Source organism: Blautia sp. AF19-10LB, from assembly GCF_003461245.1.
Classification (GTDB): domain Bacteria; phylum Bacillota; class Clostridia; order Lachnospirales; family Lachnospiraceae; genus Blautia_A; species Blautia_A intestinihominis.
In genome coordinates, this window is the sequence record NZ_QTWS01000002.1 from 110,225 (window position 1) to 130,159 (window position 19,935).

Below are 19,935 nucleotides of genomic sequence, written 5' to 3' on the forward strand. Positions count from 1 at the left end.
ACCAAAAATAAAAGAGGAAAACACAACTTTTTTACAACTTTTTGTTTATTTTTGCTATTTTTCGAGGAATCCTTCGCCATGGACCTCTCTCGCATCCCCAACGATCACGAACGCATTCGGGTCGATCTCATCGATCATTTCCTTGAGATGTACCAGTTCTTTCTTTCCGACTACGCAGAAAAGCATCAGTTTATCCTGTCCGGAATACATTCCCTTCGCAGAGATTCCGGTAATTCCGCGGTCAAGATCCTCCATTACCATGCGTGAAACTTCATCCGGCTTCTCTGTGATGATGTAGACAGATTTGGAGAATTTAAGACCTTCGATGATGCCGTCGGATACTTTTGTGACGAGATATACTGCAATGATCGCATAAAGTGCACGCTCTACCCCAAATACATACATGCCGACCAATACAACTGCTCCGTCAACAAACTGCATGATCTGCGCGATCGAATAATGTCTCATAAAGTTCTGGATGATTGCCGCAAGAAGATCGGTCCCGCCTGTCGTTCCTCCCCCAAGGAACACAAGACCGATCCCTACACCCTGCAAAAGACCTCCATATAATGCCACGAGAAGAAAATCTCCGGACAGTTTCCATGCCGGAAGGACTGCCAGCCAGACAGTCAGAGAGAGATCTCCCAGAAGTGCTTTTTTTACAAAGGCAACTCCTTTTATTTTGGCCGCGAGAAGAAACACCGGAATGTTTAATACAAGGTTTGTTACCCAGAGAGGAATTCCATTTCCGTATAAACTCTTTGTTCCTGCTTTGACCAGGATTGCAATGCCTGAAAAGCCTCCCGTTACCAATCCTGCCGCATCAAAACAGGAAGTGATCGCGGTTGCCATCAGTGCGGTTCCAACGATGATCAGCAGATATTCCATATACCATGGTTTTTTGCCCGTAATTTTCATAAGTTCTCCTTTCTACTCTCCTATCGCTGTACTGTAATAAAGTATCCCTTAACCCAAAAGAACGGGATACAGCGATTTGGCTGTTTCCCGTTCTTAGTGTGCCCTACTTGGAAGGCTTGTTTGCAAATTTTATGAAATGATAGCTCTCAACGATCTGGAAATATTTGACGATCCTCGGATAAAGCGGCTCTGCTGCCTCCCCGAACTCGTCCTTGACCAGTGCTGCGATATCAGCAACGGTACGTTCTCCATCGATCAGAGGCCAGATAAATGTCCCCTGCTGATCCAGATGTACCTTGGTGAACTGCGGTTTGTTGAATACCTTCTGGGCAATCTTGTTGAACAACCCTGTATTCTCGACTTTGAGCACGATACGGTCCCTGCGGTCTGTAAACCACTGAAGTTCCTCTGCGCGCACCGGGATCAGATCCAGATAGTTGATATCCAAAACTTCTTTTTTGCTTTTTTTATTCTGTTTTTTCATCAGGCTTTTTTCTTTTTCCATAAGGAGAATTTAAGCAGTGTAAGGATCATGATAACCATGAGGATAACACCACCGATGTTACCAAAGTTAGCAACACCAGAGATATCCAGGCTGACACCTGCAACTGCAAGGATCGCAAGTGCGATACCAACAAGACCCTCACCGGCGATCATACCAGCACAGTACAGAGTACCGTCTGTAACCTGATCGTTCTTTGTCTTCTCATCAACGTTCTTTCTGCCATCCATCAGCATACGAACAACACCACCGATCATGATGGTTGCGTTCAAGTAGATTGGAAGGTAGAGACCGATTGCGAATGGCATTACCGGGATTCTCAGGATTTCCATACCGATTGCAAGGAATACTCCGATGAATACGAGTGTCCAAGGAAGGTTTCCTCCCATGATACCCTCAACGATCATCTTCATAAGTCCTGCCTGAGGAGCCGGAACTTCTGCTCCGCCGTATCCCCATGCTGCATCCAGAAGGTAAAGAACACCACCGATTGCAAGACCGGAAGCAACAACACCGATCAGCTCACCGATCTGCTGTGTCTTAGGAGTTGCTCCAAGAAGGAATCCTGTCTTAAGGTCCTGAGAAGTATCACCAGCGATAGCTGCGATGATACAGATAACAGAACCGATAGCGATAGCTGCTTTCATACCATCGATTCCAGTCTGTCCGCTTCCTTTGATCACCATTGTGGAAATCAGAAGTGTAGCGATCGCCATACCGGAAACCGGGTTGTTGGAGCTACCGATCATACCTACCATACGGGAAGATACAGTTGCAAAGAAGAATCCGAAGATTACGATAAGGAGTGCACCAAGCGGGTTAACCGGGATAGCCGGTACAGCCCAGATGATAGCTACCATTGCAAGGATTCCGATCAGGATAAAGTTCATCGGAAGATCCTGGTCAGTTCTTGCTGTTCCCTTAACAGATCCGCCCTTCATGCTCTTCATGGAATCACGGAATGTGCTGATGATCAGCGGCAGGGATTTGATCAGGGAAATGATACCACCAGTAGCGATAGCACCAGCTCCGATGTATTTAACGTATGTGCTCCAGATTGCAGATGCTCCGCCGTTTGCATACAGGTCAGCGATTGTAGTTCCCTGTGCTGCCGGATACAGCCATGTGTCTGGTCCGAACAGACAGATCATCGGGATGATGACCATCCATCCTACAAGTGAACCTACGAACATGAAGGATGCGATACGCGGTCCTACGATATAACCAACACCAAGAAGTGCCGGATATACTTCCATACCGAGCTCACCCTTGAGGGATGTAAATGCTGCAGAAACGTCTGCCGGGATCACCTTCAGACCGTCTACTACAAATTTGAATACTGCTGCAAGTCCCATTCCTGAGAATACAGTAGATGCATTAGCTCCACCCTCTTCACCGGCAAGAAGTACGTCTGCGCAGGCAGTTCCTTCCGGATAGAGAAGTGTTGCGTGCTCTTTTACGATAAGAGCGTTACGAAGCGGTACCATGAAAAGTACACCAAGGATACCACCGCAAAGTGCGATCAGAGTGATCTCAACCAGGCTCGGTTTGTCACAGAGACCTTCTTCTGCCCACAAAAAAAGAGCAGGCATTGTGAAGATAGCACCTGCTGCAAGTGATTCACCGGCGGAACCGATGGTCTGTACCAGGTTACTCTCCAGAATGGAGTTTTTCTTCATGATGACACGGATAACACCCATAGAAATAACTGCTGCCGGAATAGATGCAGAAACAGTCATACCGACACGAAGTCCGAGGTATGCGTTAGCAGCACCAAATACGATAGCAAGGATGACACCCATGATCACTGATGTTACCGTCATCTCTGCTGTGACTTTTTCAGCAGGAATATACGGCTTGAACTCTTTGTTCTCGTTCATTGATTTCCTCTCCCTTGTTTTTATTGGTCTATGAACCTCAGACCATTATAACCGACTTTGCTTGTATTAGCAAGGGCGATTTTATGAAATTTTTATATTTCCGTTCGTTTTATTTGACTCTTTTTGGAAATTTTGCACATTTCTGTCTATTATCCATCAATTTCCAGCTGTTTTGTCAGATACCTTCCGACAATCTTCGAGAAATTTTTGATATTACGGATATAGGCAAAATCCTTGCCGAAGATCTTTTTTTCCGTGGCAAGGTCCTTCTCCTCTCCTGCAAAAACACCCAGGACGCTGACATCCAGATTCCTCAGACGGCGAATCTCCGTTGCGGTATCCGCGATCGCTTCTTTTCCCTGATATGGTTTCGGATTTCTCGCATTCGGACGGTTCACCAGCACATCGTAAGGCTTGCCGTCGCTCAAAACGATCAGGATCTTTTTTTCCTCTTCTCTTGCGAGAAGTCCGTATCCGGCGGTCTTGATCGCCAGTCCGTCCCTGTTGTTGGAAGATGTTACATAATTAAAAATATTCTCATTCGCTGACCGCGGGTCATCGTATTCCCGGAACCGGTGAAGGATCGTATAATCCCAGAATGTACAGAAACTCATCACCCTATGCGGGATCTCGACATTGCTTAGGGCTTCGCTGATGATATATGCCTGAAGTGCCACCTCTCCCTGCCGGCTCATCTGCGAACCGCTCGCATCGATCAGTACATCCACCACGAAATCTGACGCATCCGCCTTGAGCTCTCTTTCAAAAAGTTTCGCATCCTGGCTTCGTCCGACCCGCCACAGCCTCGATGGTACGATCTGTCCGCGGTCAGAAAGGACTGTCTGTGTCTCACTTCTGAGGACAAGAGATTTGCGGAGTGTATCTGTCAGCACAGAAATATTCCGCTTCACGATACGGTGCTTGTCATGGTACAGCCAGATATTCTTGTTCCGCAGGCGCTTCGCGTATTCATACTGGTAATTTCGTTTTACCGGATTCTTAAGGACTCCCTCTGTGAAATAAAGGCTGCAGTCGCTGTGAACGCCCCGGCACATCAGATAGTTGATCTTTTTTTCCTCTGCTTCGCTTAAATAGGTTCTGCCGTAGTTCAGTTCTACATAGGTGTAGGCTTTTTCCAGCATTTCGGGAGTGACTACTGTGATGTTTTTCTTTTTCTGGCGTTTCTGCTCCATCTCTTCTGTCACGGAGCGGTCCTCCATGCCTGCCATGTTGGTCGTCAGTTTCTCGACATAACTCTCAAGTGCTTCCTCATACATCTCCTCAGAGAGAAAATCTTCCCAGGAAAATTCTGTAAGTTCTTCCAGTGTGACCGCCATTACACGTTCCAGACTGCCTCGCCGCTGTTCAAATGCCGGGTCGATCATGGAATTATACAGTTCATCGATGCAGCGGATCAGTTCCATCGTATCCTCTGCCTCGCCGGAACGGATCACCAGATCCATAAACGGCTGAAGTTTCTGTTCGACTCTGTATACGCCTCCGTCCAGTCTCCTGCGGAGCACCGCGACCTTCAGTCTTCCCAGAAAGTCTGCCTGTGACGGCATCTTCTCGAACTCCTGATCCAGAATATCCTCAAAAGCCTCTCTCTGCATGTTCCGGATGCCCGGGCGTTCCTCACAGATCTTTTCTCCGATCGCCTCCTCGATGCAGAGCTGTGCAACAGCAGTCAGTTCGCCTTCGTCAGCCTGCAGAAATACTTTTTTGACGAGATAAAGCCCCAGAAGATCTTTATCATAAAATCTTGCCAGGGCTCCCTGTTTGATTCCGTCATAAAGGGCGATCGCCTTCGAGCGGAGAAAAAGTGAAACATCCGGTTTCATATCCAGTTTATAATCACCGCTGACTGTCCACAGAAGATTTCGGATCCGGTTCTCGAGTTCCAGACGGCTGTCCTCTATTTCCAGTGTTTCTTCTTTATTCATAGACATCCTCTCTGATCCATTCTGCCGGAATCCTCGTATGTACAACGTCCTCCACGATTTCCTTCTCAAAGACATCAAACGTCTTGTTCACGATTCCCATCTGCACTGCAAGGGACGGAGAAAGTCCGACTTTGATGATCTTCATTGCCGCCAGAAGTCCTCGAAGATCCAGCGCCTTCGTGGAGATCTCACTGTTCAGTGCTTTGAGCTGGAGATCCAGGAACAGTCCGGTAAACTGCTCAATGGCTTTTTCCTTTGCATCCGGGAACATTTCTTTAAAAATAAAACGAAGTGTTTCCTCTGTCTGCGCCGGCATATCGATCACGAGGAAACGGGAAACCAGAGCTTCGTTCAGCTCCTTGGTTCCTGCGTATCCATAGTTCATCGTTCCGATAAACCGTGCTGCCGGATGAAGGTCTATCTTGTCATATCCCGGCACATCGATGGAACGGCGGTAGTCCAGTGTCGCATGAAGCACAGAAACTGCGTCGTTTTTTGCCATATTGATCTCGTCCAGGATACCGAATCCGCCATATTCTGCACAGCGGTAGATACTTCCCTTGCGAAGCTTCACTTCGTTGTCCTCAAAAGTATCCGTTCCGATCAGATCACCACTGTTGGTATTTACGTGAAACGATACATTGTAAGACGGACGGTTAAAAATATATGCCAGGTTCTCGGCAAGGATATTCTTGCCGGTCGCTTTCGGTCCGGTCAGGAGCAGGTTCTGACCCTGGAGGATGGCTGCGATCGCCATCTCCAGGATCTCCTTTCCATAGAAAGGTATGGAAGGTTTCGTGATCCTTCCTGCTGCTTCTTCCTTTACCGAATAAGCCTGTCTGAATTCTTCGACTCTTTTTATCAGTTCTGGAGAAACATTCTGTTCCTCCAGAAATCTTAATTCTTCCATTTATAAGTACTCCCAGAAATCTTATACTTCAAAGATCAGATCGCCGTAGGAAGGCATCGGCCACATTTCCTTGTCAACCAGCATTTCCAGTTCATCCACCGGTGTACGCAGTTCTTCCATTGCTTTTGTGATGGTGTCCTTGCAGTATACGGCGCGTTCTCTTCCCTCCGGGATCTCCGGAACTCTGGCTACTGCCTTGGAAAGTTTGTTCATTGCGCTGTTGGTGCTCTTGAGAAGTGCAGAGCATTTCTTGAGAAGGTCAAGCTGTACGCTCACATCGATCGCACCGACTGCCTGTACGGCATTGATGGAATCTGCCAGTACAGTCGTATATCTGATCACTGCCGGGATGATCTGCTTGGTTGTAATGTCGATCATGGCCTTGGCTTCAATGTTGATCGCTTTTGCATAGATCTCGTACTGGATCTCTGCACGGGATTCCAGCTCTGTTCTGGTAAATACATGGAATTCCTCGAACAGTTTCACAGCTTTATCTGTGGTGAGTGCCGGGATCGCATCCACCATGGATGGAAGGTTCGGAAGTCCGCGGCGTTTCGCTTCCTCTGCCCATTCCGGAGCATATCCGTTGCCGTTGAATACGATCCTCTGATGATCGATCGCGTATTCCTTGATCAGATCATGGACTGCCATATCAAAGTCCTCGGCAGCTTCCAGACGGTCGCAGGCTTCTTTGAAAGCCTCGGCTGCAATCGTATTCAGTACGACGTTGCATTCAGAGATAGAGTCCCTGGAGCCCACCATACGGAATTCGAACTTGTTTCCGGTAAAAGCGAACGGTGAAGTACGGTTTCTGTCCGTTGCGTCCTTCATGAAGTCCGGAAGAGTCTTGACACCTGTCTCCAGGATGGTTCCCTTCTTGCTGTGTGTGGCTGTTCCTGTGCTGATAAGCTGATCCAGGACATCACCAAGCTGCTCGCCAAGGAATACAGAGATCACCGCCGGCGGTGCTTCGTTTCCACCAAGTCTCTGGTCGTTTCCGACATCTGCCGCGGACTCACGGAGAAGGTCTGCATGTGTATCTACAGCCTTGAGGATACAGGTCAGGACGAGAAGGAACTGAACGTTCTCATGCGGTGTCTTGCCAGGATCCAGAAGGTTGATCCCGTCATCTGTAGTCAGGGACCAGTTATTGTGCTTACCGGAACCATTGACTCCTGCGAATGGTTTCTCATGGAGCAGGCAGCGCATACCGTGACGGCTCGCTACTTTCTTGAGGATGCGCATCATGATCTGGTTATGGTCTGCTGCGATGTTTGCCGGTGCATAGATCGGAGCCAGCTCATGCTGTGCCGGTGCAACTTCGTTGTGCTGTGTCTTGGCTGTCACGCCCAGTTTCCAGCATTCTTCGTTGACTTCTTTCATATAAGCGGAAATCCTCTGACGGATGGTTCCAAGATAATGGTCGTCCATCTCCTGTCCCTTCGGAGGCATTGCTCCAAACAGAGTCCTTCCTGTATATGTAAGGTCTTTTCGCTGAAGCCATTTTTCCTTATCTACGAGGAAGTATTCCTGCTCTGCACCGACAGACGGAGTTACTTTCTTAGATGTGGTATTTCCAAAAAGTCTGATGAGACGTAATGCCTGTGTATTGATCGCTTCCATAGAGCGGAGAAGCGGTGTCTTCTGGTCCAGTGCCTCTCCTGTATAGGAGCAGAATGCAGTCGGGATGCAAAGTGTGCCGCCTGCGGCATCATGACGTACAAAAGCCGGTGAAGTGCAGTCCCACGCTGTATAACCTCTCGCCTCAAATGTAGCACGAAGTCCACCTGACGGGAAAGAAGATGCATCGGATTCTCCTTTGATCAGTTCTTTACCTGAAAAGCTCATAAGAACCTTGCCATTTTCCTTCGGTGCTGTGATAAAAGCATCGTGCTTCTCTGCTGTCACACCTGTCAGTGGCTGGAACCAGTGGCTGTAATGTGTCGCACCTTTCTCGATTGCCCATTCCTTCATCTCATGAGCAACAACATCTGCTACTTCCGGTGAAAGCTCCTTGCCTTCCTCGATGGTTTTTTTGAGTTCTTTGTAAACTTTCTTCGGGAGTCGTTCTTCCATGACAGAATCATTGAATACATCGCATCCAAAAAGTTCTGTTACATTCACGTAATCTGACATTCTGTTTCTCCTTTGATTGTATTTCTATTAATTGTTTCTTGACAGTTTAATTTTGGGTACTCTTAAGATAAAGATTCAGTGCCTTATGACGGTTCTCAATCTCTATGATCCTGTGGTCGCCGCCAAATTCTCCATCCAGAGTCCATGGGACTTCTTCTTCTGCCTCGATCGTAAGCTTCCTGGTCTTGAAGGAATATACAAGATCCGTATTGTCCTCTGCCATTACAAGAGCTGTAATGATCTCCTGCAGTTCCAGCGGATTCTTTGGATTCACGATCAGTGTCACCTCAAAAAGTCCATCATTCATATCGACATTCTTCCCGGTAAGATTCTTAAATCCACCTACAGATCTGGAATTTGTTACCATTCCGACGATAAAATCATCTTCCACCTCAAGTTCATCTGAAGTAACCTTCATATGATAAGACTTGATGTCAAAAAGACGCTTTACACCTTCCAGAATGTATGCCACATGTCCAAGAACATTCTTGAGATCCTGGTCTGTCTCATAGGACACATCTGTAAAAAGTCCAAAAGCAGCAACGTATGCAAATATCTGCTGATTAAATCTGCCGATGTCACAGTGATAAAGTTCTTCTTTCGTAATCATCTCTGCCGCTTTGACCATATTCTTAGGCATAAAAAGACTGTTGGCAAAATCATTCGTACTTCCGGCAGGAATATATCCGATCGGTACATTGCTTCCTGTTTCCATAATTCCGGTAACAACTTCGTCAAGAGTGCCGTCACCTCCACTGCATACGATCAGATCAACAGAATCTGCATATTCTTTGGCTTTTTCATAGGCATCACGCGGTGCCTGCGTAGCACGGATAATGACTTCATAATCATGTCCGCTGAAAATATCTACGATATCCAGGAGGTGCATCTTGATCCTGCCCTTTCCTGCTTTGGGATTAAAAACAAAAAGCATTTTTTTCCCCACGGTCTGATGTCCCCTTTCTTTTTTATTTCTTACGCATTCTATATCATACAACAAATCTTTTGAAATTCCTAGACGCAAATTTTTCGACAGGTGACACCAAAAAAATTTATTGTACAGCCTGTGTTTTTATGCAAAAAAAATCCCCTGAATTTCAGGGGATTCAAGTAGCGAGAGGGGGATTCGAACCCTCGACACCACGGGTATGAACCGTGTGCTCTAGCCAACTGAGCTATCTCGCCATATTCTATTTGAGGTATGGGACCTATAGGGCTCGAACCTATGACCCTCTGCTTGTAAGGCAGATGCTCTCCCAGCTGAGCTAAGATCCCATTCTAATAGCGAGAGGGGGATTCGAACCCTCGACACCACGGGTATGAACCGTGTGCTCTAGCCAACTGAGCTATCTCGCCATATTCTATTTGAGGTATGGGACCTATAGGGCTCGAACCTATGACCCTCTGCTTGTAAGGCAGATGCTCTCCCAGCTGAGCTAAGATCCCATTCTAATAGCGAGAGGGGGATTCGAACCCTCGACACCACGGGTATGAACCGTGTGCTCTAGCCAACTGAGCTATCTCGCCATATTCTCTTGAGGTATGGGACCTATAGGGCTCGAACCTATGACCCTCTGCTTGTAAGGCAGATGCTCTCCCAGCTGAGCTAAGATCCCACTTCCTGTGCCTGCCGCTTCAAGAACTCTCTTTCGAGGTGCTCTCTCGCAACCGACTTCGTTAGTATACTATGTGTTTGGCAAAGTGTCAACACTTTTTTTAATTTTTTTTATATTTTATTTTGTTCACAAATTTCCTACTATTTTATCCTTGATGATCGCAAGGATTTCACGTGGAATATAAACCAGCAGTCTCCAGGTTCTGTATCTCGCCGGAATGGGATAAATCTGCCTGCATCCACACTTTCTGCCGATCGCCACACCACGGAACACATGAAAATGATTCGTCACGATCCCGATCGAGGTATCCAGTGTCCCGATCTTCTCCAGGCTGAAATCCAGATTCTCCTTTGTATTGGTGGACCTGTCCTCAAGGATCAGCCGGGAACCGTCAATCCCATGCTCTGTGAGATACCGGTACATTGCCTCCGCCTCGCTGATTTGCTCTCCCTGCCCCTGTCCGCCGGAGAGAACCGCGCGTGTCTCAGGATTCTCCTCAAGATAACGCAAAGCCCTCCTGGTTCGTTCCAGAAGGGCTTTGGATAACCGTGTGCCTGCGACATGTGCGCCAAGCACGATAATATAATCCAGATCTGGCCGGACTTTCATTATCTTCCACAGCAATGTTTGTATTTCTTACCGCTGCCGCACGGACAAGGATCGTTACGGCCAATCTTGTGCGGCTTTACAACTGTACCGGATTTCTTCTGCTCCATGTACAGTTCTTTACGTTTCTCCTCTGTGAAGATCGCATCCCACTGAGGAAGCTGATACAGCCAGTCTGCCTTGGCATCAACCATGTTCTTGTAAAGAAGTTCTTTATCAAAAGCCAGAGTTACTCTGGTGTTCTCATCCATTGTCTCGATCGGGTTCGGGATCTTAAGGCTGTCATTGATTCCGTCAAGAAAACCAACCATAGTCAGGACTTCCTGTCCGTATTTCTCAGCCAGTTCTTTGACTGTACCGCTTACAACTTCGTCCGGATTGGAAAGAAGCTGCTCGTAGATTCCCTTCTCGATATTGAAATAGTTTGCCCAGAATCTCTGGAGCTGATTGCGGTCTGCCTGCTGATCGTAAGCAATTGAACGCCACTGCTCTAAGATTGTTTTATCACTCATTTGTTTTCATCCTCTTTTCAAAAATTTTGCCTGTGCCCCATTATATCATCTTTTCTCACAAAAGACAAATCCCTTTTTATACAAATTATAAGAAAGTTGTATAAAAAGGGATTCACATGCCCATACTATAAATGTCCACCGAAACCCATATCGGCGGCACAGCAAAAGATACAATCTAAGAAATACTTATATCCTCCCCTTACAAGGTCCTGGGACTGACGAAATGCCGCGGTCCCGGGATTTTTATTTGATCCCGTAAGTTTCTTCCATTTCTTTCGCTGCCTGTTTGAGATCTTTAAACTGAATTGTGTGGATTCCTGCCTTTTCTGCACCCTGGCAGTTCTCTGCACGGTCATCAATGAACAACGTCTCCTCTGCTTTCAGATTAAATTTACTGAGCAGTGTCTGATAAATCTCTATATCCGGTTTCATCTGGTTTACATCACAGGAGAAAATAACTCCGTCCATATATTTCAGAAATGGCATTTCGTTCTGCTTCGTGCCGTCCAGCATATATCTGCTGTAATTGGACAGGATGTAAAGGTTATATCCCTGCTCCTTAAGATATTTTGTCCAGGTCTCTGCATAGTCCATCTTCGTGACACATCTCGTAGAATTCCTGATAACATCCTCGATATCCTCTGCATACTCCGGAGCCAGTGCCTTGAATTTCTCACGATATTCTCTTTCTTCAAGAAGTCCTTTGTCACGCTCATCCCACACTTCACTCTGGAAGGTTGCCTTTGCGATCTTATCTCTTTTTTCTTTGTCAAAGTGAAAACTGTCCAGATAAGACTGCCAGTTAAATTCCACCAGCACAAGTCCTACGTCAAAAACAATATTTTTGATCATACGTTTATCCTCCTCGTTTTTCTTCTTATTTACAAGTCGAAATACCATCCAGATCACATACCCCATGACTGCCACAAAAAGCACCGTATACAAGGATGCCATAAATGCTTCCTGCGAAAAATCGCCCTTCAATGCAAAAAACATCGGCAGGCAGAAGATGATCAGCAGTGCCACAACACCCAGAAGGGCTGCGATTCTTTTTCCGTTTTTCATAAACACCTCAATATGAAATACGCCGGAGAAAAACTCCCCGGCGCTTTGTAATTTATTTATTTCTGTAGATAATATCGTTTCTTCCTGGTCCGTTGGAGATCATGGTGATCGGGAATCCGATCTGTTTCTCTACGAACTCTACGTATTTACGGCAGTTTTCCGGAAGATCTTCGTAGTTCTTGATTCCACGGATGTCTGTCTTCCATCCCGGAAGTACCTCGAGAACAGGTTTTGCTTTCTCAAGAAGTCCTGTTGTCGGGAATTCTGTAGTAACTTTGCCGTCGATCTCGTAGCCTGTGCATACCGGGATCTCATCAAGATATCCAAGTACATCAAGTACAGTAAATGCCACGTCTGTGGTTCCCTGCATACGGCATCCGTATTTGGAAGCAACACAGTCAAACCATCCCATACGTCTCGGACGTCCGGTTGTTGCGCCGTACTCTCCGCCGTCGCCGCCTCTTCTTCTGAGTTCGTCAGCTTCCTCGCCAAAGATCTCAGAAACGAAAGCACCTGCTCCTACTGCGCTGGAGTATGCTTTGCAGACTGTGATAACCTGTTTGATCTCATATGGCGGGATTCCTGCACCGATCGCACCATATGCAGCCAGTGTGGAAGATGATGTAACCATTGGGTAGATTCCGTGATCCGGGTCCTTGAGGGATCCAAGCTGTCCTTCGAGAAGGATCTGTTTGCCGTCTTTGATCGCATTCCACAGGAACAGGGAAACGTCTCCAACATACGGAGCTACCATTTCTTTGTATTTCATCAGTTCTGCATAGATCTCATCCGGATCAAGAAGCGGTTTATGATACAGGTGCTCCAGTAAAACATTCTTTGTTGCAACAACGCGCTCTACTTTTTCTTTCAGGGCATCGTCGTGGAACAGTTCATTTACCTGGAAACCGATCTTTGCATATTTATCTGAATAGAACGGAGCGATACCGGATTTGGTGGATCCGAAAGATTTGCCGCCAAGACGTTCTTCTTCATACTGATCGAACAGGATGTGATATGGCATTACGATCTGTGCTCTGTCGGAGATCATGATCTTCGGTGCCGGAACTCCTCTCTCGATCACTTCGTTATATTCTTTGAAGAACACCGGAATGTTCAGAGCAACACCATTTCCGATCACGCTTGTGGTGTGATTGTAGAATACACCTGACGGAAGTGTGTGCAGTGCAAATTTACCATAGTCATTTACGATTGTATGACCTGCGTTTGCACCTCCCTGAAATCTTACGATGATATCTGCCTCCTGAGCAAGCATATCGGTAATTTTACCTTTACCTTCATCTCCCCAGTTAGCTCCAACTACTGCTTTGACCATAACACTTTATCCTCCTCGTGTTTTTGATTGATCTGTATTTTAGACATTGATTTCTGCTTTGATTCCCAGCATTTCTTTGTGCTCGTCGAGAACCGGCTGTACCACTTTCTCAATGAAAGCTGTGGTCTGCTCTTTGGCTCTTCCTACATATCTGGAAGGCTCCATGGACTTGTTGAGTTCTTCGATCGTAAGGTTGAATGCCGGATCTGCCGCGATCAGGTCAAGAAGGTTATTGTCCTTTCCTTCTACCTTCACAGTGCGTCCTGCTTCCATGGAAAGCTCACGGATGCGCTCATGAAGTTCCTGACGGTCGCCGCCTGCCTTAACTGCATCCATCATGATGTTCTCAGTTGCCATGAATGGAAGCTCTGCCATCATGTGTTTCTCGATTACTTTCGGATATACTACCAGTCCGTCTACTACGTTCAGACAGAGGTCAAGAATACCGTCAATCGCAAGGAATCCTTCCGGAATGCTGAGACGCTTGTTTGCAGAATCATCCAGGGTTCTCTCAAACCACTGTGTTGCGGAAGTGATCGCCGGATTCAGTGCGTCGATCATCACGTATCTGGAAAGAGAAGCAATACGCTCACTTCTCATTGGATTTCTCTTGTATGCCATTGCGGAAGATCCGATCTGAGATTTCTCGAACGGTTCCTCAACTTCCTTGAGGTGCTGGAGAAGGCGGATGTCGTTGGACATCTTGTGTGCACTTGCCGCAATACCTGCAAGAATATTCAGGACTCTTGTATCGACTTTGCGGGAGTAGGTCTGTCCGGAAACCGGATAGCACTGCTTGAATCCCATCTTCTGCGCGATCATCGGATCGATCTTGTCAATTGTTTCCTGATCCCCGTCAAAAAGTTCCAGGAAGCTTGCCTGTGTTCCGGTTGTTCCCTTGGATCCAAGAAGCTTGAGACTTCCGAGAACATATTCCAAATCCTCAAGATCCATCATGAATTCCTGAGTCCACAGAGTAGCACGTTTACCAACAGTTGTCGGCTGTGCCGGCTGGAAATGGGTAAATGCCAGTGTAGGCTGATCCTTGTATTTATCTGCGAATTTGGAAAGCTCTGCGATCACATTGACCAGTTTCTTCTGAACCAGCTTCAGAGCTTCTGCCATTACGATGATATCTGTATTATCTCCTACATAACAGGAGGTTGCACCCAGATGAATGATTCCCTTTGCTTTCGGGCACTGTACTCCATATGCATACACATGGGACATAACGTCGTGACGTACCTGACGTTCTCTCTCCCTGGCCACGTCATAGTTGATATCATCCTTGTGAGCCTTGAGTTCGTCAATCTGCTCCTGGGTGATATTGAGGCCAAGTTCTTTTTCTGTTTCTGCCAGAGCGATCCACAATCTTCTCCATGTACGGAATTTCATATCCTGAGAAAAAATGTACTGCATTTCCTTGCTGGCATAACGCTCTGAAAGGGGGCTTACATATCTGTCTGTACTCATGGTATTTACTCCTATCCTCTCGCCAGATTAACCGCAGGGGTAACTGCGGTTAATCTTAGTATTTTTCCTGTCTTTACGCTGAAATTATATAACATTGCCTGATTAAAAGCAATCCCTTTATTTTTCTCCCTGATGAAATTTGCCAAGGAATTCTTTCATTCTGGCGTTGCTGGAAGAAAATACCTCGGAAGGTGTTCCTTCTACTGCGATCACGCCCTTATCCATAAAGATGACTCTGTCGGAGATATCTTTTGCAAAATTCATCTCATGTGTTACGATCACCATCGTAATATGAAGATCCGCCAGAGAACGGATAACACGAAGGACTTCTCCTGTAAGTTCCGGATCGAGTGCGGATGTCGGCTCATCAAAAAAGAGGATCTTCGGATTCAGTGCAAGTGCCCTTGCGATCGCGACACGCTGGCACTGTCCACCTGAAAGCTGATACGGATAGGCATCTTCCTTATCAGAAAGTCCCATCTTTGCCAGAAGTTCTCTTGCTTCTTTATAAACTTCGTCTTTGTTTCGTTTCTGTACATGGATCGGTGCATCTGTGATATTTTTCATGACGGTAAAATGCGGAAAAAGATTGAAGTTCTGGAACACCAGACCGAAGTAGGACTGGATATCCTTGATCTCATTCTTGGACGGCATACAGACTTTGCCATTTTCTGTCCAGATCGCCTTTTTGCCCATGTAGCTGATTTCTCCACCGTCGATGCGTGTCAGAAGTGTCGCACAGCGGAGCAGTGTAGACTTGCCGGAGCCGGAAGGTCCGATGATAGAAAGCACCTCTCCTTCCTCTACATGGATGGAAACGTCTTTCAGCACCTGAAGCCCGTCAAACTGTTTTTTGATATGATTCATTTCAAGAAGATTCGTACTCACGCCCATTCCTCCTAACGATAATAGTTCATTTTCTTTTCAAGCCATTCCATTACCCATGCAACAACAAAATTGAATACATAATAGAATACACCTGCGATCACAAACGGAAGGACCGTTGTCTGTGCTGCTGCGATCTGTTTTGCCAGTGCAAACATCTCGATGTAGGATACAGAATATACAAGTGATGTATCCTTGACAAGGGTGATAACTTCATTCGTCACTGACGGAAGTACGATTTTGACAACCTGCGGAAGTACGATCTTAAAAAATGTCTGGCTCTTGTTATAGCCGAGAAGCTGTGCTGCCTCATACTGTCCGACCGGGATAGATTCAATTCCGGAGCGGTAGATCTCAGCAAAATAAGCTGCATAGTTCAGAGAACATCCAAGGATGATCGCTGTAAATTTGTACCCCCCGATATTCATTCCCCAGAGATAAAACGGTCCGAAATACCACAAAAGCAGCTGCAGCATCAGCGGTGTTCCTCTCATAATAGAAATATAGGCTTTCACGATCCAGCTCAGTGGCTTGAAACGGCTTACTCTTCCGAAATATACTACCATCCCCAACGGCAGTGAGAAAAGTAAAGTCAGAAAAAAGATAACCAGCGTAGAACCGAATCCTGTGGTAAGCTGCTGTAACATTACCTGAAAACTCATGTCTTCTCCTCCATTAACTTACAACAGGGATGCTCCCCGGTGAGACCCCAGGGAGCATCCCATATGTCTTATATCTTATTTCGTATTTTTGAATTTCTGATCATTCTGCGTCTTCGGATGTTTCCTCAGCTGCCGCATCATCAGAAGCTTCTTCTGTATCTTCTTTCGCATCAGCATCATCAGAAGCCTTGAGAGTTACCATATCAGCGATCTCATATTTCTCAGCAAGCTCTGCTACAGTTCCGTCGTCTGCCAGTTTCTGAAGGTCTGCGTTTACGATATCGCAAAGCTCGTCATTGCCTTTCTTGAAACCGATCGCATACTGCTCTGTGTTCAGAGTCTCATCAAGGATCTTGAATCCCTCTCCTCTGGAGTTGAGCTGGTATTTGGCAACACCGATATCGATTGCAAGTGCATCCAGTGCTCCTGCCTGCAGTTCTGTGAATGCTGTGTTGTAATCAGCAAATTCATTCAGTGCTCCGAAGGTATCTGCCAGTTCTTTCTGTCCGCCTTCTTCTTCGCTCTGAAGAAGATCAAGTGCTGCAGAAGCTGCCTGAACACCAACAGTCTTGCCTGCAAGGTCTGTGAGTTTCTCGATGCCGGAATTGTCAGCAACAACGATCACCTGGCTGTTATCTACGTATGGTACGGAGAAAGTATAGTCATCTTCTCTTCCGTTCATGGTAAATCCGTTCCAGATACAGTCGATAGATCCGGAATTCAGTTCCATATCCTTGGAATCCCAGTTGATCGGTTTCTTATCCAGAGTCCAGCCCTCCAGATCACATACTGCCTGAGCAAGTTCCAGGTCAAATCCTGTGTACTCTCCATCCTCATCCATATAGCCATATGGCGGATACTCTGCATCAAATCCTACGATCAGGGTCTTGTCCTCTACGCTCGCCTGTACACTTGCTGCAGAAACCATTCCCATAGCCATTACTGTGCTCAGCATCAATGCAACTGCTTTTTTCTTCATACCTCTATCTCCTCTTAAATTATTTTTATAGTTTATCACATAGTCACTCTACCACGTGAAAGTATGGTTATCGTAACATACCAATCCTTTTCTGTCAAGAAAAAAACAAAGTCCGGAGCCGTGATATTTGAAAACAGGTCCGGACTTTGCATTTTTGCGTGATTATGAAATCTTGTCTTTGTGATAAAGAAGAGTGACGCTGCGCGGCGGCAGATAGAGATTTACCATTCCGGCACGTGCCCGAATCTCCTTCGGGCGGTCATTGTAACCATCCTGGCTGGAACGGATCAGTCTCGTCATGGAAACTTCTTCCATACGGGTGATCCCCGCCGGCCATACCTTGATCGTGACTTCTCTTCCCTCATCACGGTTATTCAGGACAACGATCATCTGCTCGATATGCGAGAAACGTCCGTAGCACAGTCCCTGATAGTCGTTCCACAGGAATTTGAGGGATCCTGTACGAAGGATACGGTATTTCTTGTGGATCGCGATCATTTTTTTGTAAAAAGAAAGCAGTTCCTTGTCCTCGTGTCCCCACGGATAGGTACGGCGGTTATCCGGATCGGTAAATCCGCAGACACCAGCCTCATCACCATAATAAACAGTCGGTGCTCCCGGCCAGGTCATCTGGATCGCGATCGCTTCTCTCATGATCGCCGTATTGATATTCTCAGAAGCCGCCTCTGCTCCGGCGTAGGAAACCCTTCCCACGCGGCGGTTCGTTCTTGTCAGGAATCTGGAATGATCGTGATTCGACAGTTCATTCATCGCCACATGAAGGGCAGACATATGAAGAGAACGCATATGTGTCTTCATTGCACCGATAAACGCCTCACTGTTTCCATACAGATCCTCTCTGTACTCATCACTGTGCTTCTCCATACCGGTCAGGAACCAGGTCACAGGCTCCATAAAAGCATCATAGTTCATGACAGAATCCCATTCATCGCCCTGAAGCCAGCCTTCCGGGTTGCCGTAGTGCTCTGCAAGGATCAGCGCATTCGGATTTGCCTCCTTGACTGCCTTGCGGAAGTCCTTCCAGAACTGATGATTGAACTCATTGCTGTGTCCAAGGTCCGCTGCAACATCCAGTCTCCATCCATCTACGCAATACGGCTCAGACACCCATTTGCGCGCGATATTCAGGACATAGTCATAAAGTTCTCTGGATCCTTCATAATTGAGCTTCGGAAGCGTATCGTGCGTCCACCAGCCATCATAAGACAGGTTGTACGGCCATCTTCCCTCGTCACGGAAATTGAAGAAATAACGATACGGGCTGTCTGCTGAGATATAAGCCCCCGGCGCATAGCCCTCCTGTCCTTCATAGATCCGCTCACGGTCCATCCATTTATTGAAAGAACCGCAGTGATTGAAAACGCCATCCAGGATAACTTTCATTCCACGTTTATGCAGTTCCTGCACCAGCTCTGCAAAAAGCTGATTACTTGCTTCCAGATTCTTCTTGTCGGTAACTCGCTTGATGTATTTCGCCGCATGTGAGTTCTCACGGTCCCATGGAGCCAGAAGTCCGTCACAGTCCTCTACGATCCTTCCATAATGTGGATCTACATAGTCATAATCCTGTGTATCATACTTGTGGTTACTCGGCGATACAAAGATCGGATTCAGGTATACGACCTCCACGCCAAGATCCTGGAGATAATCCAGTTTATCCATAATGCCCTTAAGGTCTCCGCCATAAAATTCCCGGACACCCATGACAGCCGGTGTCTTGGACCAGTCATGTACCTGCTCACAGTGTTCTCCAATATAAGAATATTCATCTGTCAGAACACTGTTGGTCGGATCTCCGTTGCAGAAACGATCCACAAAGATCTGGTACATCACCGCCCCCTTCGCCCAGTCCGGAGTCTGGAAATCTGGATAGATCTCAAAATCATCGCGTTCCTGTAATTCTGTACAGACTCCCCGCTGATTATAGTAACAGTTTACCCAACCATACAGAATTTCAAAGTGATATCGAAAAACCTCATCCGGCATCACGATCTTGGTTCCGTAATAGTCGAAGCCCTTGACCGTCTTATAGATCTTCATCTTATGTTTCTTCTCACCGGATACAAGGTATACTGCGTCTGCATTGTTTTTCTGGGTCCGGAAACTGATCATTACCGTTTCCCCCGCCTTTGGTTCGGTAGGATTTCTGTAATATCTCGTTCCGTCACTGAAAAAAGCGTCCTTATTCAGCACCGGCCGCATATTCAGAATGTACTGCATTTTTCTGGTAATGTCTTCGTTTTCCCATTCCATAATTAAAGTCCCCTTATTCTTAAGCATATGTCTATTCTAGTTGAAAATTCATAAAAGTACAATATAAAAACCACTGAAATACCGTCTCGATTATGGTTATTTTTACAAAATAAAAAAGACAGCGGGATAGGCTGTCTTTTTTGGAGAAGGTATTTCTTCTTATGGGGTGTAGCAAAAACTATATAATGTATTGGGGGGTTTTTACGATGTATATAGTACCATGCGTCTACCGAAAAGTGTG

Annotated in this window: 16 protein-coding genes and 6 tRNA genes; all 22 read right to left on the reverse strand. The window is 46.5% G+C overall.

Annotated features, from left to right (window positions below; all coding sequences use genetic code 11):
- Positions 1-54 precede the first annotated feature (54 nt).
- Entirely contained in the window at positions 55-918 is an 864-nt protein-coding gene (locus DWX28_RS02345) for a YitT family protein (protein ID WP_118251608.1), read from the reverse strand.
- 103 nt (positions 919-1,021) lie between these two features.
- Positions 1,022-1,423, reverse strand: a complete 402-nt coding sequence (locus DWX28_RS02350) for a PqqD family protein (RefSeq protein WP_118251612.1) — start codon at positions 1,421-1,423, stop codon at positions 1,022-1,024.
- Positions 1,402-3,300, reverse strand: a complete 1,899-nt coding sequence (locus DWX28_RS02355; RefSeq protein WP_118251616.1) for an OPT family oligopeptide transporter — start codon at positions 3,298-3,300, stop codon at positions 1,402-1,404. The genes DWX28_RS02350 and DWX28_RS02355 overlap by 22 nt, the downstream gene beginning before the upstream one ends.
- A 149-nt stretch (positions 3,301-3,449) precedes the next feature.
- Complete coding sequence (locus DWX28_RS02360) at positions 3,450-5,243, reverse strand: cobaltochelatase CobT-related protein (RefSeq protein WP_118251620.1); 1,794 nt, start codon at positions 5,241-5,243, stop codon at positions 3,450-3,452.
- A complete protein-coding gene (locus tag DWX28_RS02365) occupies positions 5,236-6,153 on the reverse strand; it encodes an AAA family ATPase (protein ID WP_118251622.1) in 918 nt (305 codons plus the stop codon). The genes DWX28_RS02360 and DWX28_RS02365 overlap by 8 nt, the downstream gene beginning before the upstream one ends.
- 21 nt (positions 6,154-6,174) lie before the next feature.
- Positions 6,175-8,289 carry a glutamine synthetase III family protein gene (locus DWX28_RS02370; protein ID WP_118251626.1) on the reverse strand — a complete coding sequence of 705 codons (2,115 nt, stop codon included), beginning with the start codon at positions 8,287-8,289 and terminating at the stop codon, positions 6,175-6,177.
- A 46-nt stretch (positions 8,290-8,335) separates the two neighbouring features.
- Positions 8,336-9,235: a diacylglycerol/lipid kinase family protein gene (locus DWX28_RS02375; RefSeq protein WP_118251739.1), complete on the reverse strand. Its 900-nt coding sequence runs from the start codon at positions 9,233-9,235 to the stop codon at positions 8,336-8,338.
- Positions 9,236-9,400: 165 nt separating this feature from the next.
- Positions 9,401-9,474 (reverse strand) — tRNA-Met (locus tag DWX28_RS02380).
- Positions 9,475-9,491: 17 nt separating this feature from the next.
- Positions 9,492-9,564, reverse strand: a tRNA-Val gene (locus DWX28_RS02385).
- 7 nt (positions 9,565-9,571) lie between these two features.
- A tRNA-Met gene (locus DWX28_RS02390) sits at positions 9,572-9,645 on the reverse strand.
- A gap of 17 nt (positions 9,646-9,662) precedes the next feature.
- A tRNA-Val gene (locus DWX28_RS02395) sits at positions 9,663-9,735 on the reverse strand.
- 7 nt (positions 9,736-9,742) lie between these two features.
- Positions 9,743-9,816 (reverse strand) — tRNA-Met (locus tag DWX28_RS02400).
- A 16-nt stretch (positions 9,817-9,832) separates the two neighbouring features.
- Positions 9,833-9,905, reverse strand: a tRNA-Val gene (locus DWX28_RS02405).
- 126 nt (positions 9,906-10,031) lie between these two features.
- Positions 10,032-10,514 (reverse strand): YdcF family protein, encoded by a 483-nt coding sequence (locus DWX28_RS02410; protein WP_022213784.1) that lies wholly within the window; start codon positions 10,512-10,514, stop codon positions 10,032-10,034.
- Positions 10,514-11,023: an SEC-C metal-binding domain-containing protein gene (locus DWX28_RS02415; protein WP_022213785.1), complete on the reverse strand. Its 510-nt coding sequence runs from the start codon at positions 11,021-11,023 to the stop codon at positions 10,514-10,516. Before DWX28_RS02415 ends, DWX28_RS02410 begins: the two co-directional genes overlap by 1 nt.
- Positions 11,024-11,266: 243 nt before the next feature.
- Positions 11,267-12,088 (reverse strand): HAD family hydrolase, encoded by an 822-nt coding sequence (locus tag DWX28_RS02420; RefSeq protein ID WP_022213786.1) that lies wholly within the window; start codon positions 12,086-12,088, stop codon positions 11,267-11,269.
- Positions 12,089-12,140: 52 nt separating this feature from the next.
- Positions 12,141-13,421 carry an adenylosuccinate synthase gene (locus tag DWX28_RS02425; protein WP_022214776.1) on the reverse strand — a complete coding sequence of 427 codons (1,281 nt, stop codon included), beginning with the start codon at positions 13,419-13,421 and terminating at the stop codon, positions 12,141-12,143.
- Positions 13,422-13,460: 39 nt separating this feature from the next.
- Positions 13,461-14,894, reverse strand: a complete 1,434-nt coding sequence (gene purB / locus DWX28_RS02430; protein ID WP_022214777.1) for an adenylosuccinate lyase — start codon at positions 14,892-14,894, stop codon at positions 13,461-13,463.
- 117 nt (positions 14,895-15,011) lie between these two features.
- Positions 15,012-15,761 carry an amino acid ABC transporter ATP-binding protein gene (locus tag DWX28_RS02435; protein WP_173905270.1) on the reverse strand — a complete coding sequence of 250 codons (750 nt, stop codon included), beginning with the start codon at positions 15,759-15,761 and terminating at the stop codon, positions 15,012-15,014.
- 32 nt (positions 15,762-15,793) lie between these two features.
- A complete protein-coding gene (locus DWX28_RS02440; RefSeq protein WP_022214779.1) occupies positions 15,794-16,441 on the reverse strand; it encodes an amino acid ABC transporter permease in 648 nt (215 codons plus the stop codon).
- A gap of 100 nt (positions 16,442-16,541) precedes the next feature.
- Positions 16,542-17,420 carry an amino acid ABC transporter substrate-binding protein gene (locus DWX28_RS02445; protein WP_022214780.1) on the reverse strand — a complete coding sequence of 293 codons (879 nt, stop codon included), beginning with the start codon at positions 17,418-17,420 and terminating at the stop codon, positions 16,542-16,544.
- 162 nt (positions 17,421-17,582) lie between these two features.
- Complete coding sequence (locus DWX28_RS02450; protein ID WP_022214781.1) at positions 17,583-19,694, reverse strand: glycoside hydrolase family 13 protein; 2,112 nt, start codon at positions 19,692-19,694, stop codon at positions 17,583-17,585.
- Positions 19,695-19,935 lie beyond the last annotated feature (241 nt).

Excerpts from the sequence above, each read along its gene's own strand:
- DWX28_RS02345 (WP_118251608.1), bottom strand. The coding sequence starts at position 918 with ATGAAAATTACGGGCAAAAAACCATGGTATATGGAATATCTGCTGATC.
- DWX28_RS02350 (WP_118251612.1), bottom strand. The coding sequence starts at position 1,423 with ATGGAAAAAGAAAAAAGCCTGATGAAAAAACAGAATAAAAAAAGCAAA.
- DWX28_RS02355 (WP_118251616.1), bottom strand. The coding sequence starts at position 3,300 with ATGAACGAGAACAAAGAGTTCAAGCCGTATATTCCTGCTGAAAAAGTC.
- DWX28_RS02360 (WP_118251620.1), bottom strand. The coding sequence starts at position 5,243 with ATGAATAAAGAAGAAACACTGGAAATAGAGGACAGCCGTCTGGAACTC.
- DWX28_RS02365 (WP_118251622.1), bottom strand. The coding sequence starts at position 6,153 with ATGGAAGAATTAAGATTTCTGGAGGAACAGAATGTTTCTCCAGAACTG.
- DWX28_RS02370 (WP_118251626.1), bottom strand. The coding sequence starts at position 8,289 with ATGTCAGATTACGTGAATGTAACAGAACTTTTTGGATGCGATGTATTC.
- DWX28_RS02410 (WP_022213784.1), bottom strand. The coding sequence starts at position 10,514 with ATGAAAGTCCGGCCAGATCTGGATTATATTATCGTGCTTGGCGCACAT.
- DWX28_RS02415 (WP_022213785.1), bottom strand. The coding sequence starts at position 11,023 with ATGAGTGATAAAACAATCTTAGAGCAGTGGCGTTCAATTGCTTACGAT.
- DWX28_RS02420 (WP_022213786.1), bottom strand. The coding sequence starts at position 12,088 with ATGAAAAACGGAAAAAGAATCGCAGCCCTTCTGGGTGTTGTGGCACTG.
- DWX28_RS02425 (WP_022214776.1), bottom strand. The coding sequence starts at position 13,421 with ATGGTCAAAGCAGTAGTTGGAGCTAACTGGGGAGATGAAGGTAAAGGT.
- purB (WP_022214777.1), bottom strand. The coding sequence starts at position 14,894 with ATGAGTACAGACAGATATGTAAGCCCCCTTTCAGAGCGTTATGCCAGC.
- DWX28_RS02435 (WP_173905270.1), bottom strand. The coding sequence starts at position 15,761 with ATGAATCATATCAAAAAACAGTTTGACGGGCTTCAGGTGCTGAAAGAC.
- DWX28_RS02440 (WP_022214779.1), bottom strand. The coding sequence starts at position 16,441 with ATGAGTTTTCAGGTAATGTTACAGCAGCTTACCACAGGATTCGGTTCT.
- DWX28_RS02445 (WP_022214780.1), bottom strand. The coding sequence starts at position 17,420 with ATGAAGAAAAAAGCAGTTGCATTGATGCTGAGCACAGTAATGGCTATG.
- DWX28_RS02450 (WP_022214781.1), bottom strand. The coding sequence starts at position 19,694 with ATGGAATGGGAAAACGAAGACATTACCAGAAAAATGCAGTACATTCTG.